Annotated in this window: 9 protein-coding genes; all 9 read right to left on the bottom strand. The window is 70.1% G+C overall.

What is annotated here, in order from left to right; all coding sequences use genetic code 11:
• Nucleotides 1-97: 97 nt before the first annotated feature.
• A complete protein-coding gene (locus IE266_RS06320) occupies nucleotides 98-2,380 on the bottom strand; it encodes a xanthine dehydrogenase family protein molybdopterin-binding subunit (RefSeq protein WP_189679187.1) in 2,283 nt (760 codons plus the stop codon).
• An 80-nt stretch (nucleotides 2,381-2,460) separates the two neighbouring features.
• Entirely contained in the window at nucleotides 2,461-3,852 is a 1,392-nt protein-coding gene (gene cysG / locus IE266_RS06315) for a siroheme synthase CysG (protein WP_189679186.1), read from the bottom strand.
• A 13-nt stretch (nucleotides 3,853-3,865) separates the two neighbouring features.
• A complete protein-coding gene (locus IE266_RS06310; RefSeq protein ID WP_189679185.1) occupies nucleotides 3,866-4,807 on the bottom strand; it encodes a glycosyl transferase family protein in 942 nt (313 codons plus the stop codon).
• Complete coding sequence (locus tag IE266_RS06305; RefSeq protein ID WP_189679184.1) at nucleotides 4,804-7,434, bottom strand: nitrate reductase; 2,631 nt, start codon at nucleotides 7,432-7,434, stop codon at nucleotides 4,804-4,806. The genes IE266_RS06310 and IE266_RS06305 overlap by 4 nt, the downstream gene beginning before the upstream one ends.
• Nucleotides 7,434-7,766 carry a nitrite reductase small subunit NirD gene (gene nirD, locus IE266_RS06300; RefSeq protein WP_189679183.1) on the bottom strand — a complete coding sequence of 111 codons (333 nt, stop codon included), beginning with the start codon at nucleotides 7,764-7,766 and terminating at the stop codon, nucleotides 7,434-7,436. Before nirD ends, IE266_RS06305 begins: the two co-directional genes overlap by 1 nt.
• A gap of 148 nt (nucleotides 7,767-7,914) precedes the next feature.
• Complete coding sequence (nirB, locus tag IE266_RS06295) at nucleotides 7,915-10,350, bottom strand: nitrite reductase large subunit NirB (protein WP_189679182.1); 2,436 nt, start codon at nucleotides 10,348-10,350, stop codon at nucleotides 7,915-7,917.
• 14 nt (nucleotides 10,351-10,364) lie between these two features.
• Nucleotides 10,365-11,306 (bottom strand): GAF domain-containing protein, encoded by a 942-nt coding sequence (locus IE266_RS06290; RefSeq protein WP_189679181.1) that lies wholly within the window; start codon nucleotides 11,304-11,306, stop codon nucleotides 10,365-10,367.
• Between the two features lie 82 nt (nucleotides 11,307-11,388).
• Nucleotides 11,389-13,089 carry an ABC transporter ATP-binding protein gene (locus IE266_RS06285; RefSeq protein ID WP_189679180.1) on the bottom strand — a complete coding sequence of 567 codons (1,701 nt, stop codon included), beginning with the start codon at nucleotides 13,087-13,089 and terminating at the stop codon, nucleotides 11,389-11,391.
• 5 nt (nucleotides 13,090-13,094) lie between these two features.
• Nucleotides 13,095-14,177: an ABC transporter permease gene (locus IE266_RS06280; RefSeq protein WP_189679179.1), complete on the bottom strand. Its 1,083-nt coding sequence runs from the start codon at nucleotides 14,175-14,177 to the stop codon at nucleotides 13,095-13,097.
• Nucleotides 14,178-14,236: the final 59 nt, after the last annotated feature.

Here is a 14,236-nt window from a genome sequence, read left to right as displayed (position 1 = left end):
GGAGCCGGAATGGGCCGATTTCAGGTGTCCCGGAAAGTCACCCTGAAATTCTGACGCGAAATCAATGACGTGAGAGGCGTCCTAGCTGGGACATCTCTCAAAGCTCGGCTTCGCGATCCTCCAGCGCCTTCAACAGGCGCGGCGGATTGATCGGCAGGTGGGTCATCCGCCGCCCCGCCGCATCGGCCACCGCGTTCGCCACGCAGGCCAGCGCCGCCACCATCCCGGCCTCGGCCACGCCCTTGACCCCGTAGGGATGGCCGGGGTTCGGCTGCTCGACCACCACCGGCTCGATCATCGGCAGGTCCGAGGCGACCGGCATCCGGTAGTCCAGCCAGCCCGCGTTCTGCAGCACCCCGTCGGCCCCGTAGACATAGCCCTCGTTCAGCGCCCAGCCGACGCCCTGCGCCACCGCGCCCTGGATCTGCCCCTCGACGTAGGAGGGGTGGATCGCCTGCCCCGCATCCTGCGCGGCCACCACGTTCAGCACCTTGACCGCCCCGGTCTCGGGATCGACCTCGACATCGCAGAACATCGCGCTCACCCCCGGCGCGTGGCCGGTCATGTTCTCGGAATGCGAGGCCCCGAAGTGCCCGCCCGTCGCGCTTGCCTTGTTGGCGAGGTCCTCGAGCGTCAGCGCCTCGAACCGGCCAACGTTGGTCGACGAGGGCCGCGCCGCGCCGTCCGCCCAGTCCACCGCCTCGACCTCGACACCCCAGATCTTCGCCGCCCTCGCCTTGAGCTGGCCGATCACCGCCTGGCAGGCCGTCACCACCGCCTTGCCGGTCGCAAAGGTCACACGGCTGCCGCCGGTGACAAAGGTATAGCCGACCGAGGCTGTGTCATGAATCTCGGAATGCACCCGCTCGTAGGGGATCCCGAAGGTCTCGGCCGCCATCAGCGCCATCGAGGCGCGGCTGCCGCCGATGTCCGGGCTGCCGGTCGCCACCGAGATGGTGCCGTCGGTGTTCACGAAGATCGTCGCGCTCGAATCCCCGCCGGCGTTGTGCCAGTAACCGCAGGAGACGCCCCGCCCCTGGTTCAGTCCCAGCGGGCGCGCATAGGCGGGATGTGCCTTCATCCGTTCCAGCATCGCGCCGAAGCCGTCGTGGGTCATCTTCCGGTCGCCGACCTGCGCGTCCCCGGCCCGGATCGCGTTGCGGATCCGCAGCTCGAAGGGGTCGATTTCCAGCCGCTTGGCGAGGATGTCGAGCACCCCTTCGGCCGCGAAGTTCGACTGCGGCGCGCCCGGCGCGCGGTAGGCGGCGGTCATCGCGCGGTTGGAGACCACGTCAAAGGCCACCGTCCGCTGGTTCGGGAAGCGGTACTGCGCGAAGACACAGAGGCAGCCGTTGATGAAGGGCGAGCCGGGGAAGGCGCCCGAGTTGTAGGCCAGCTCGGCCTCGGCGGCGACCACGGTGCCGTCCTTCTTCGCGCCGATCTTCACCCGGATACGGGTGTCCGACCCCGGCCCGGTGGCGCGGAAGACCTCCTCTCGGGTCATCACCATCCGTACCGGCCGCCCTGCCTTCTTCGAGAGCAGCATGGCCACGGGTTCGAGATAGACCTTGGTCTTGCCGCCAAAGCCGCCACCGATCTCGGCGGGCGTCGCGCGGATGTCGCCGGGGCGCATCCCGGTGAAGAGCGCGGTGAGGTCGCGCATCTGGAAGTGGCCCTGGCTCGACACCCAGAGGTGCGAGGTGCCGTCCTGCGCGTATTCGGCCACGCAGGCGTGCGGCTCGATATAGCCCTGGTGGACGGCGTCGTTGCGGAAGGTCTCCTCGACGATCACATCGGCCTCGGCAAAGCCCTTCTCGACGTCGCCGACCGTCGACTCCCAGCGCCGCGCGATGTTCGAGGGGCGCGCCGGTTTCGGCGTCACGTTGCGGGTGACCATGTCCTCGTGCACCAGCGGCGCATCCTCGGCCATGGCCTCGTCGAGGCCGGTGACATGGGGCAGCACCTCGTAGTCCACCGCGATCAGCGCCAGAGCTTCCTTTGCCGTCGCCTCGTCGCGCGCCGCGACAGCGGCCAGCGCGTGGCCGTGGTAGTAGACCTTCTCGCGCGCCATCACGTTGCGCAGGTCGTAGTAGGGATTGCGTTCAAGCCGCTCGGGGCCATCGAAGCGGAACGGCTGCTCGGGAAAGTCGGCACCGGTGACCACGGCGAAGACGCCGGGATGGGCCTCGGCCTTCGAGGTGTCGATCGAACGGATGCGGGCATGGGCGTGCGGGCTGCGCAGCACCTTGCCCCAGGCCACCCCGGTCGGGTGGTAGTCGCTGCCATAGCGCGCCGCGCCGGTCACCTTGGCAAGGCCGTCGGGGCGCACGGGGCGGGTGCCGACATAGCGGAAGGCCGGTTTCGGGGGGATCTCGTTCATGGCTGCGGTCCTCGTGGCGGCGGCCCTGGGGCCTTGCCGCGCAGCTTGCCCCAGCGCGCCGGCGCAATCAACGGCCGTGGTCAGACCACCGCGAGCGCCGGGGCCGCGCGGCGCGCCGCCGCCTGGCTGGGCCAGGTGACCAGCAGGACCGCGCCGCCGGTGCAGCCGGTCTCGTCGAGGTGGCGCTCCAGCCGGTGCAGCGGGCAGACGCTGAGACGTTCGTCCGGCTTGGAGACATCCGCCGCGACCTGCACTTCGGTCTCGCCCGAGAGGCCGCGCGCCATCAGCGCGGTGCGGATGCGGCCGGCCTGGGCGACGGCCATGTAGAAGGCCATCGTCGTGCCGGGCGCGGCCATGCGCACGCTATCGGGCAGCGGGTCGCCCTCGCGGCTCATGCCGGTGGTCAGCACCAGCGTATCGGCAACGCCCCGCTCGGTCAGGCTGCGCCCCAGCGCCGCGGCCGCCGCCGAGGCCGCCGTGATGCCGGGGACCAGTTCGACGGGCACGCCGGCGGCGCGGGCCGCCGCCAGTTCTTCGCCCGCGCGGCCGAAGACGCCGGGATCGCCCGATTTCAGCCGCACCACGCGCCGGCCCTTCCGCGCCTCGGCGACGATCACCGCGTTGATGCGTTCCTGCGGCCAGGCATGGGCGCCGACCACCTTGCCGACAAAGACCCGGTCGGCATCGCGGCGGGCCAGGTCCAGCACCTCGGGATCGACGAGGCGGTCGTAGAAGACCACGTCGGCCTCTTGCAGGCGCTGCATGGCGCGCAGGGTCAGCAGGTCGCGCGCGCCGGGGCCGGCACCGACAAGGGCGATGCTGCCCTGCGTGCCGGTCGGCGCGCCGCCCTCGGCGATCGCGGCCTTGACGCTGGCGATGGCCTCGCGCTCGGCCCCGCGGGTCCAGGCGGCGCGGGGGGCGCCGGAGAAGACCCAGGTCCAGAAGGCGCGCCGCCGCGCATGGGGCACCCGCGCGGCAACGCTGGACCGCAGCCGGCCGGCCAGCGCGGCAAGACCGCCGAGCGAGACCGGCAGCGCCACTTCCAGCTGCGCCCGGATCTGCCGCGCCAGCACCGGTGCGGTGCCGTCGGTGCCGATTGCCACCACCACAGGGTCGCGGTCGACGATCGAGGGGGTGACGAGGTCGCAGAGGTCGGGCCGGTCGACCACGTTCACCGGGCAACGCGCCGCCTGCGCCAGCCAATGCAGCGCGGCGTCGAGCGCCGGGCAGTCGGTGGCGATGAAGCCCATCACCGCACTTTCGAACAGCGTGGGGGTCACTGGGCCTGCGTAGTGCTCGGCGCGGCCGCTGCGGACCAGTTCGGCCAGTTCGTCGTCGAGCCTCTCGGCGACCAGCAGCAGGCGGGCGTCGGTCTTGAGCATCAGCCGCGCCTTCTGCGCCGCCTTCTCGCCGCCGCCGCAGATCACCACGCGGCGGTCGGTGGTGCGCAGGAACATCGGGAAGCTTTGCATCGGTGCGCTCCTTTCAGGCGGCCAATTGCGTGCGGCGCGTCGCCCAGAGCGCGCGCGAGAGGGCTTCGGGGTGGGCATGGCCCAGCGTGTCGAGGGCAACGGCGGCAGTGGCGATGACGATGGCCTCGGCCAGCGGGTCCGTTGCCTCGCCGGACCAGACCTCGGCCAGACCCACCGCGCCGGGCAGCTCAGACAGGCGGTGCTGCAGCTGGGCATGGGCCGGGTAGACGCCCTGCCCCGGCTGGCCATCTCGCAAGCCGAACCATTCGACATCCTTGCCGGGGTGGCGTTCCACCTCGCCGCCGCCGCCCTTGATGACGCTGAGGCTGCGCCAGCCCAGCAGCGCCGCCGCATCGGCCTGGAGCAGCCGGTAGGAGGGATGGAAGACGCCCTGCACGCTGGCCGGGGCGCGGCCCGGATTGAGCATCCGGCAGACGGTATTCACGCAGGAGCGCAGGCCGAGCACCCCGCGCAGGTTCAACAGCGAGAAGAGCGCCGGGTGCGCCTGTTCCAGCGGCAGGTAGCCGATGGCGCCGGGCGGCAGGGTCTCGGCGCCCCCAAGCACCGGGATCCCCGCCGCCGCCAGCCCGGCGCGCACCGCGCCGTCGCTGCCGTTCCAGCCGTGCAGCAGCACCGAATGCCCGGCCATCGACACCAGCCGGGCCGAGAGCAGGAACCACGGCAGGCCGCGCGTGCGCCCCGCCGCGTAGCTTGGCCAGTCGAGATCGGCGCGGGGCGCGGCGGGCATGGCGGCCTGCGCCGCCTCGGCCAGCCCGGCGATCTCCTCCGCCGTCTCGCCCTTCATGCGCAGCAGCATCAGCAGCGCGCCAACGGCCTCGGGCGCGGCCTCGCCCGTGAGCATGAGCGCCATTGCCTCGGCGGCCTCCTCGCGGGTCAGCGACCGCGACCGGCCCGGCCCGCGCCCCAGCGTGCGCACATGAGTGGCAAGGGTCATTCGGCGGCCTCCCTGCGGTGAACGCGGGCGATCAGGTCGGCGATCTCGGGCCGGCACGAGCCGCAGTTGGTGCCGGCGCGCAGGGATTCGCCCACCGCCTCGACGCTGACGAGGCCGTTGGTCTCGATGGCCTCGATCAGGGTGTTCAGCCCGACGCCGAAACAGGAGCAGACCACCGGGCCGGGGTCGGGCACGTCGGCGGGGGTGCGCCCGATCAGCACGTTGGCCGCCGCCGTGCCCGGCAGGGTGGCGAGGTAGTCGCGCATCACCGCCACCGGCTGCGGCGCGACGAAGAGCGCGGCAAGCAGGCGGTCGCCGTCGTGGAAGGCCAGCCGCGCGGTGCCGCGCCGTGCGTCGAGCAGGGTTGTCACCGGGGCATCCGGCAGCCGGAACAGGGCGCGTGCCGCGGCCTCCCAGTCGTCGACCGGCACGGCCCCGGCGAGTTCGGCGCGATAGCCGCCGGCGGTGCGGGCGAGTGCCCAGTAGTCGGCAGTGCAGTCCAGCTCCCGCGACGAGACCGCGAAACCGTACCAGGCAGCGCGGAAGGGGGCGACGGCGACAACGGCGGCCTTGCTCTCGGGCTGGCCCGAGACCGGGTCGGTCGCCGCGGCGACCAGCGCGTCGATCCGGGCCGAGGGCGCCGTCTCGGCGGTCCAGTGCATCGGCGCGAAGACCTGGCCCGGGCGCACCGCGTCGGTGATCCGCACCCGCAGGATGGCGCGGCCGGTGGGGCTGGTCAGCTCGGCGAGGTCGGCCGGGGCGAGGCCGAGGCGCAGCGCGTCCTCGGGGTGGATCTCGAGGAAGGGCTCGGCCAGGTGGGCCGAGAGGCGCGGCGAGAGGCCCGTGCGGGTCATCGTGTGCCACTGGTCGCGAACCCGGCCGGTGTTGAGGCGGAAGGGGTAGCGCGGTTCGGTCCGCGCAGCAGGCGCGCGGGGCGCGACCGGCAGCAGCCGCGCCTTGCCGTCGTCGTGGAAGAAGCGCCCGTCGCCGAAGAAACGCCCGCCGCTGCGCGCCGCCGTCACCGGCCAGCGCGTGGGCGGCAGCGCAGCATAGGCGGTGTCGTCGATGTCGGAGAGACCGGAAATGTCGAAGTCGCGCCCGAAGCGGCCCGCCACCCCCGAAAGCGCCGCGTATTCGCGGAAGATCTCGGCCGGGGTCTGGTAGTCGAAGGCGCGGCGCCAACCCATCCGCTGGCCGACCTCGGCCAGGATCGCCCAGTCGGGCCGCGCCAGCCCCGGCGGCGGCAGGATGGCGCGCTGGCGGCTGATGGTGCGGTCGGAATTGGTGACGGTGCCGTCCTTCTCGCCCCAGGCGGCGGCGGGCAGCACCACATCGGCGAGCCGCGCGGTGTCGGTGGTGGCGCTGACGTCGCTCACCACGGTGAAGGGGCAGCGGGCGATGGCCTCGCGCACCGCGTCGGCCTCGGGCAGGGTCACCGCAGGGTTGGTGTGGATGATCCAGAGCGCCTTGATGCGCCCATCCGCAACGGCGCGGAACATGTCGACGGCCTTCAGGCCGGCGGCCTCGGGCATGGCGGGGGCGTCCCAGAAGCCGCGCACGGCGGCGCGGTGGTCTGGGTTTTCAAGCTCCAGGTGGCAGGCCAGCATGTTCGCCAGCCCCCCGACCTCGCGCCCACCCATGGCGTTGGGCTGGCCGGTCACGCTGAACGGGCCCATGCCGGGCCTGCCGATCCGGCCGGTGGCGAGGTGGCAGTTGATGATCGCATTGACCTTGTCTGTGCCGCTGGTCGACTGGTTCACGCCCTGGCTGAAGATCGTCACCACCTTCTCGGTGCAGATCCAGAGGCGGCAGAACTCGGCCACCTCTTCCGGGGAGAGGCCAGTCGCCTCGACCCCGTTGCACCAGGCCTGGCGCAAGGTGTCGTCGAAGCCCTCGGTGTTCAGCAGGAAGGCGGCGTCGATGGCCCCGGCCTCGTAGATCTCGGCGAAGAGGCGGTTGAACAGCGCCACATCGCTGCCGGGTTCGAGCGCGAGATGCAGGTCGGCCCCGTCACACGACGCCGTGCGGCGCGGGTCGATCACCACGATCCTGGTCCCCCGCGCCTTCCGCGCGGCCAGCAGGCGCTGGTAGAGCACCGGGTGGCACCAGGCGAGGTTCGAGCCGACCAGCACCACGAGGTCGGCCTCCTCGATATCGTCATAGGTGCCGGGCACGGTGTCGGTGCCGAAGGCGCGGCGGTGGCCCGCCACGGTGGAGGCCATGCAAAGCCTTGAATTGGTGTCGATATTCGCCGATCCGATGAAGCCCTTCATCAGCTTGTTGGCGATGTAATAGTCCTCGGTCAGCAACTGGCCCGAGACGTAGAAGGCCACGCTGTCGGGGCCGTGCTGGTCGATGGCCTGGTTGAACCCGTCGGCGACCAGTTGCAACGCCGTCTCCCAATCCGCGGTCTGGCCGCCGATCAGCGGCGCCAGCAGGCGGCGCTCCAGCCCCACCGTCTCGCCCAGCGCCGAGCCCTTGGAGCAGAGCCGGCCCCGGTTGGCCGGGTGGTCCGGATCGCCGCGCACCGTCAGCCCCCCTGCCCCGTCGGGACGCAGCAGCACGCCGCAGCCGACACCGCAATAGGGGCAGGTCGAACGGACCTCGGGCGCGGCGCTGCCGTCCATCAGGCGGCGCTCCTCTGTTCCGCCGCGCTGAGGTCGACGAGGATGCGGCCGTTCTCCAGCTGCACCGGGTAGACCGCGATCCGGCCCGTGTCGGCGCCCTGCGCCTCGCCGGTGTTGAGGTCGAAGACCCAGTTGTGCAGCGGGCAGGTCACCTTCTGGCCGTGCACGATACCGTCGGCCAGCGGGCCGCCCTTGTGCGGGCAGCTGTTCGAGGCGGCGAAGACCTCGGCTTCGGCGGTGCGGAAGACGGCGATGCAGCCGGCATGGGTCTTGAGCAGGCGGGCCCCGCGCAGGGGGATGTCCTCGACGGCGCCTATGTCGATCCAGTTCATTCTGCGGCCTCCTTGATGGCGTGGTTCATGGCGGCGAGAGCCCCCACCCTGACCCTCCCCCCTGAAGGGGGAGGGGATTGCGTTGCGCTGCGGTTGGGGCGCTGCCCTCCCCCTTCAGGGAGGAGGGAGAGGATGGGGGCACGCCGGGTCATTCCGCGGCCTCCAGCGTCAGGTCGGCGATGGGGGTATAGCGGTCGGTCTGCTCGGCCGCGTGTTCGGCCCAGGGGTCCTTGCGGTAGACGGTCTGGCTCAGCTCGAAGGCCGCGACCAGGCGGGCGCGTTCGGCGAGGTCGTCGACGACGCGGGCCTTGACCCAGTCGAGCCCGACCTTCTTCACCCATTTGTAGGGCCGGTCGAGATACTTGGCGTTTTCACGGTAGAGCTGGATGAAGGCGACGGTGAGATCGATTGCCTCCTGCTCGCTCGCCACGTCGGCCAGCCGCTCGGTCTCCTTCAGGTCCATCCCCGCCGCGCCGGCGACGCCGACCTGGTAGCCGCTGTCGACGCAGACGATGCCGACGTCCTTGCAGGTCGCCTCGGCGCAGTTCCGGGGGCAGCCCGAGACCGCCAGCTTGACCTTGTGCGGCGTCCACGAGCCCCAGAGGATCTTTTCCAGCTTGATGCCGAGGCCGGTGGAATCCTGCGTGCCGAAGCGGCAGTGGTCGGTGCCGACGCAGGTCTTCACGGTGCGCAGCCCCTTGGAATAGGCATGACCCGAGACCATGCCCGCCGCGTTCAGGTCGCGCCAGATGTAGGGCAGATCCTCGGATTTCACGCCCAAGAGGTCGATCCGCTGGCCGCCGGTCACCTTGACGGTGGGCACCTTGTATTTCTCGGCCGCATCCGCGATGGCGCGCAGCTCGGCCGGGTTGGTGATCCCGCCCCACATGCGCGGCATGACCGAGAAGGTGCCGTCCTTCTGGATATTGGCGTGCTTCCTCTCGTTGACGAAGCGGCTTTGCAGGTCGTCCTGGTATTCCAGCGGCCAGTCGGCCAGCAGGTAGAAGTTCACCGCCGGGCGGCAGACATGGCAGCCGTTGGGAGTCTTCCAGCCGAGTTCCTGCCAGACGGCGGGTTGCGATTTCAGCTCCTTGGACTTGATGAGCAGGCGCACGTCCTCATGCGTCAGCTCGCAACAGGTGCAGATCGGCTGCGCCCTGGGCGCGGCGTAGGCGTCGCCCAGCGTGACCGAGAGCACCTGCTCGACCAGCCCGGTACAGCTCCCGCAGGAAGCGCTGGCCTTGGTCGAGGCGCGCAGCGCGCCGAGGTCGGTGGCGCCGCCGGCGATGGCCCCGACGATGGTTCCCTTGCAGACGCCGTTGCAGCCACAGATCTCCGCCTCAGGCGGCAAGGCTGCAACGGCTGAGAGAGGGTCCGCGGCGGCCCCTCCCTGGTAGGCGGGGCCGAAGATCAGCGTATCGCGCATGGCACTGACGTCCTCGCCCGACTGGATCAGGCCGAAGAACCAGTTGCTGTCCGCCGTGTCGCCGTAGAAGACCGCGCCGACCAGCGCGTCGTCCTCCAGCACCAGCCGCTTGTAGACACCGCGCGCCGGGTCGCGAAAGACGATGTCCTCGCGCGTTGGACCATCGGCGAAGTCGCCGGCGCTGAACAGATCGCAGCCCGTCACCTTCAGCTTGGTCGAAAGCTGGCGGACCTTGAAGGTATCCTCCTGCCCCAGCAGCGATTTCGCCAGCACCTTGGCCTGGTCGTAGAGCGGCGCGACGAGGCCGAAGAGGTTGCCCTGGTATTCGACGCATTCGCCGACGGCGTAGATGTCCGGGTCTGACGTGCGCAGGCTGGCGTCGACCACGATGGCGCGGCCCATCTCGAGCCCGGCGTCCTTGCCCAGTTGCACGGCGGGGCGGATGCCGACCGCCATCACCACGATATCGGCGGGCAGTTCGGTGCCGTCTTCGAGCAGCACCTCCTCGACCCGGTCGGTGCCGCGGATCTCCTTGGTCGAGGCGCGGCAGATCACCTTGATGCCGCGCCGCTCCAGGTCCTTCTGCAGCAGATAGCCGGCAGCCTCGTCGAGCTGGCGCTCCATCAGGTGGCCCATCAGGTGGAGCACGGTCACCTCCATCCCGCGCAGGCGCAGGCCGGCGGCCGCCTCCAGCCCCAGCAGGCCGCCGCCGATCACAACCGCCTGCGCGCCGGGCCGTGCCGAGGCCTCGACCATGGCGTTGGTGTCCTCCAGATCGCGGTAGGCCACGACACCGGGCAGCTTGTGGCCGGGGCACGGGATGATGAAGGGGGCCGAGCCGGTGGCGATCACCAGCTTGTCGTAGGGCACCTCGCCATTCGCACCGATCACCACCTTGCGGGCGCGGTCGATGCCGGTGACAGCTTCGCCAAAGCGGGTGGTCACCTTGTTGGCGGCATACCAGGCGTCATCGTGGGTGACGATCTCCTCGAAGCTCTTCTCGCCCGAGAGCACGGGCGAGAGCATGATGCGGTTGTAATTTCCGCGCGGTTCGGCGTTGAACAGCGTGACCTCGTAGGCGTCGGGGTCGGCCTCGAACAGGTGTTCGAGCATCCGCCCCGAGGCCATTCCGGCGCCGATGACGACGAGTTTCTGCATCTCGCGGGACTCCTTCACAGATACCAGGCCACGATGTGGCTGAGCTTGCCGCCGAGGTGGATCGGCAGCGCGACCATCGAGTCATAGCCTCCGGCCAGGCCGGGCTTGCCGCCCTCGACCAGCGGCACGCCGGTGCCGAGCACCCGCCCGATGGCGCCCTGCCAGGCGGCCACGGTGCGCTCGTTCCCCGCGTTATCGGGGTCCCAGAGCGCGCCTTCGCGGGCGCAGATCCCGTCGATCAGCCTGGCCTCGGCCTTGGTGCCGTTGCGGGCGGCGCGGGCGTCCCAGAGTTCGAAGCGGCGGGCGATGGGGGTGCCACGCGCCGAGAGCAGCGTCAGCACGAAGGTCTTCTCGCCCGGCACCGGGATCGGCAGGCCGAGGCCGGTGGTCAGCCCGGCCTTGGCGGCGCTGTCGGATCGGATGAAGCGATAGCCCGAGCCGAGATCGCGCATCAGCATCGGCGTCTGCGAGGACCAGACCCCGCCCGGCAGGCCCTGCCCGCGCGGGAAATGCGTGTGCTGGCTGACCCATTCGAAGTGCCTGGCCGCGCCGTAATAGCCGTCGTCCAGCATCAGCAGGCCATCCGCTTCGTGCCAGACCTCGATTGCGCCGGTGCGGTTGGCGTCGTCACCGCAAAGCACGACGAGCACTGCCTTCAGCTCTTTGCCGGCAAAGACCGGCACCGCCACGGCGCTGGTCAGCCCGGCCTCGGCGGCGGCCTCGGTGCGCTTGAAGTAGGAGCCGTCAAAACCCTTGAGCACCACCGGGCGCGCCTCGGCCCAGGCCTTGCCCGGCAGCCCCTCGCCCTTGCCGAAGCTCTCCTTTCGGGAGGCGGCGGCAAAGGCGTCGAGCGCGCCGTAGTTGCCCTCGGCCAGGACCAGGCGGTCGCCCTCGGGCACCCAGACCTCGGTCACTTCGATGAACGTCTTCGCAGGGGTGTCGAGTGCCACGTCCATTCTGCGTTCTCCTTGTCTCGTGACCGCGCGCAAGGGGCGGCCGGTTCAATTCGGGCGGCGGGGCGGGCCTGCGGCCCTGCCCTCAGGCCGCGTCTTTCTTGGCGGGGGCCGGGGCCTCCGCCGCGGGCTCTGTCTTTCTGCCGTGCGCGCCCTGCTCGTATTCTTCGAGGAAGTTCAGAACCTGCTCGCGGTAGAGGTAGTAATCGGGGTGCTCCAGCAGCGCCTTGCGGGTGCGCGGGCGCGGCAGGTCGACGTCGAGGATCTTGCCGATGGTCGCGCGCGGCCCGTTGGTCATCATCACCACCCGGTCGGCCAGCAGGATCGCCTCGTCGACGTCATGGGTGACGCAGACCGCGGTGACCTTGGTGCGGCTCCAGACCTCCATCAGCACCTCCTGCAGCTCCCAGCGGGTGAGGCTGTCGAGCATCCCGAAGGGCTCGTCCAGCAGCAGCAGCTTGGGCGAGAGGGCGAAGGCCCGGGCGATGCCGACGCGCTGGCGCATCCCGTTCGACATCGAGGCGGCGGGCTTGTCCATCGAGTCGGCAAGGCCCACGCGTTCGAGGTAGTAGTCGACCACGTCCTGCCGTTCCTGCTGGCTGGCCTTGGGATAGACCTTGTCCACCCCGATGGCGCAGTTCTCGCGCGCGGTGAGCCAGGGGAAGAGCGAGGGCGACTGGAACACCACCGCCCGTTCCGGGTCGGCGCCTTCGACGTGGCGGCCGTCGAGCTTGATGGCGCCCTTGGAGATGCCGTTCAGCCCCGCCGCCATGGTCAGCACGGTGGACTTGCCGCAGCCCGAGTGGCCGATCAGCGAGATGAACTCGCCCCGGTTCATCTTGAGATTGAAGTCCTCGACCACGGTGAGCGGCCCCTTGGGCGTCGGGTAGATCTTGTGGAGCTGGCTGAAGTCGAGGAAGCGTTCCTCGATCAGCCCCTCCTGCGCCTGCTTCACCGCCGCCGGTATACCGTGGATCGGCGTCACGTTCGGCAGGATGCGGCTGCCCTCGGCGCGGGCGGCGATGCCCACGTCCATCAGGTATTTGGTGATCTCGCCACGCAGCGCCTTGAAGCCCTCGTGGTGGTTCATTTCGCCCCGCTCGCGCGGGCGCGGGATGGTCACGCGGAACTCGCGCCCCAGCGTCCCGTCGGGGTTCAGCGCGATGATGCGGTCGGCCAGGACGATGGCCTCGTCCACGTCGTTGGTGATGAGAACGCAGGTCTTCTTCTCTTCGAGCCAGATCGCCTCGATCTCGTCCGCCAGATTGGCGCGGGTCAGCGCGTCGAGCGCGCTCAGCGGCTCGTCGAGCAGCAGCACCTCGGGGTTCATCGCCAAGGCGCGGGCGACGTTGACCCGCTGGCGCATCCCGCCCGAGAGTTCCGCCGGACGGCGGGCGGTGGCGTGGGAGAGGCCGACCATCTTGACGTAATGCGCGACCTTGGCGGCCTTCTCGGCCCTGGCCATGCCGGGGAAGACCGTATCCACCGCCAGCGCCACGTTGCCGGCCACGGTCAGCCAGGGCATCAGCGAGTAATTCTGGAAGATCACCCCGCGCTCGGGGCCCGGCCCGGTGATCGGCCTGCCCTTGAAGGAGACACTGCCCCTGGACGGCCTATCCAGCCCCGCCATCAGGTTGATGAGGGTCGTCTTGCCGGTGCCCGAGAAGCCCAGCAGCACCAGGAACTCGCCCTCGGCCACGTCGAGGTTGATGTCCTTCAGCACGTCCACACGGCCGGGGCCTTGCCCGAAGCTCTTGGAAACGTTCTTGAATTCGAGGATGCCCATGACGCTTACCGGTTGTTCGTGAAGGTAAAGAGCGATTGCAGCGCGAACATCACCCGGTCGAGCAGGAAGCCGATGATTCCGATGGTGAAGACCGCGACCATGATCCGGGCGAGCGACTGCGACGAACCGTTCTGGAACTCGTCCCAGACGAACTTGCCGAGACCGGGGTTCTGCGCCAGCATCTCGGCGGCGATCAGCACCATCCAGCCCACGCCGAGGCTCAGGCGCAGACCGGTGAAGATCAGCGGCAGGGCCGAGGGCAGCACCAGCTTGGTGATCTTGGTCCAGGTGCCCATCTTCAGCACCTTCGAGACGTTGACGAGGTCCTTGTCGATGGATGCCACGCCCAGCGCCGTGTTGATCAGCGTCGGCCAGAGCGAGCAGAGCGTCACGGTGATCGCCGAGACCAGGAAGGACTTGGCGAAGAAGCCGTCATTGGCGACCGAGGCCGAGACGATCATGGTGACGATCGGCAGCCAGGCCAGCGGCGAGACCGGTTTGAAGATCTGGATCATCGGGTTGAGCGCCGCGTTGGCGGTGGCCGAGAGGCCGGCCATGATGCCCAGCGGAATCGCCACGACCGAGGCGATCAGGAAGCCGAAGAAGACCGTCTTGATCGAGGTGAAGATCTGCGCGTAGTAGCTCGGCGCGCCGGTATAGGCGACCTGCTTGACCTCGTCGGCACGGCCCGCCTCGATCAGCTTCTGGTTCCGCTTCTCGACCTGGGCATTGAACTTGGCCTCGCTCGCCGCCTTGGACTGGGCGTCCTCGTGCAGGTTCACCACCTGCTCCCAGACCTGCGCCGGGCCGGGGATCGCGCCCAGCGAGGTCTGCACCGTCGGAGCCAGCGCGGCCCAGACCAGCAGGAAGGCCAGGATCGCCGCCACCGGCACGCCGAGCTGACGCCAGATCTCGCCCATCTGCGCCCTGGGGTTGTCGCCCGCAGCCGCCTTGAGAACCGGGGTCATCCAGCCGAGGCCGAGCACGCGGAACCATTTGTCGGCACCGTTGATGCGGGTGAAGAGACGCTCCCGGCGGGCTTCGCGGGCGGCACTCGCGTCGAGCGTCTGGGGGTCTGTCGCGGTCATGTCCGAACTCCGTTCTGATCGGGGGCGGCGGGGTGGAACCCCGCCCTACGGGCCTTGGG

Origin of the sequence: Seohaeicola zhoushanensis, from assembly GCF_014656415.1 — a bacterium.
GTDB classification, from domain to species: domain Bacteria; phylum Pseudomonadota; class Alphaproteobacteria; order Rhodobacterales; family Rhodobacteraceae; genus Seohaeicola_A; species Seohaeicola_A zhoushanensis.
Note: the sequence above shows the minus strand (reverse complement) of the source record. Positions and strands in the feature narration are given on the sequence as shown.

Excerpts from the sequence above, each read along its gene's own strand:
- nirD (WP_189679183.1), bottom strand. The coding sequence starts at position 7,766 with ATGAACTGGATCGACATAGGCGCCGTCGAGGACATCCCCCTGCGCGGG.
- cysG (WP_189679186.1), bottom strand. The coding sequence starts at position 3,852 with ATGCAAAGCTTCCCGATGTTCCTGCGCACCACCGACCGCCGCGTGGTG.
- IE266_RS06290 (WP_189679181.1), bottom strand. The coding sequence starts at position 11,306 with ATGGACGTGGCACTCGACACCCCTGCGAAGACGTTCATCGAAGTGACC.
- nirB (WP_189679182.1), bottom strand. The coding sequence starts at position 10,350 with ATGCAGAAACTCGTCGTCATCGGCGCCGGAATGGCCTCGGGGCGGATG.
- IE266_RS06320 (WP_189679187.1), bottom strand. The coding sequence starts at position 2,380 with ATGAACGAGATCCCCCCGAAACCGGCCTTCCGCTATGTCGGCACCCGC.
- IE266_RS06285 (WP_189679180.1), bottom strand. The coding sequence starts at position 13,089 with ATGGGCATCCTCGAATTCAAGAACGTTTCCAAGAGCTTCGGGCAAGGC.
- IE266_RS06305 (WP_189679184.1), bottom strand. The coding sequence starts at position 7,434 with ATGGACGGCAGCGCCGCGCCCGAGGTCCGTTCGACCTGCCCCTATTGC.
- IE266_RS06310 (WP_189679185.1), bottom strand. The coding sequence starts at position 4,807 with ATGACCCTTGCCACTCATGTGCGCACGCTGGGGCGCGGGCCGGGCCGG.
- IE266_RS06280 (WP_189679179.1), bottom strand. The coding sequence starts at position 14,177 with ATGACCGCGACAGACCCCCAGACGCTCGACGCGAGTGCCGCCCGCGAA.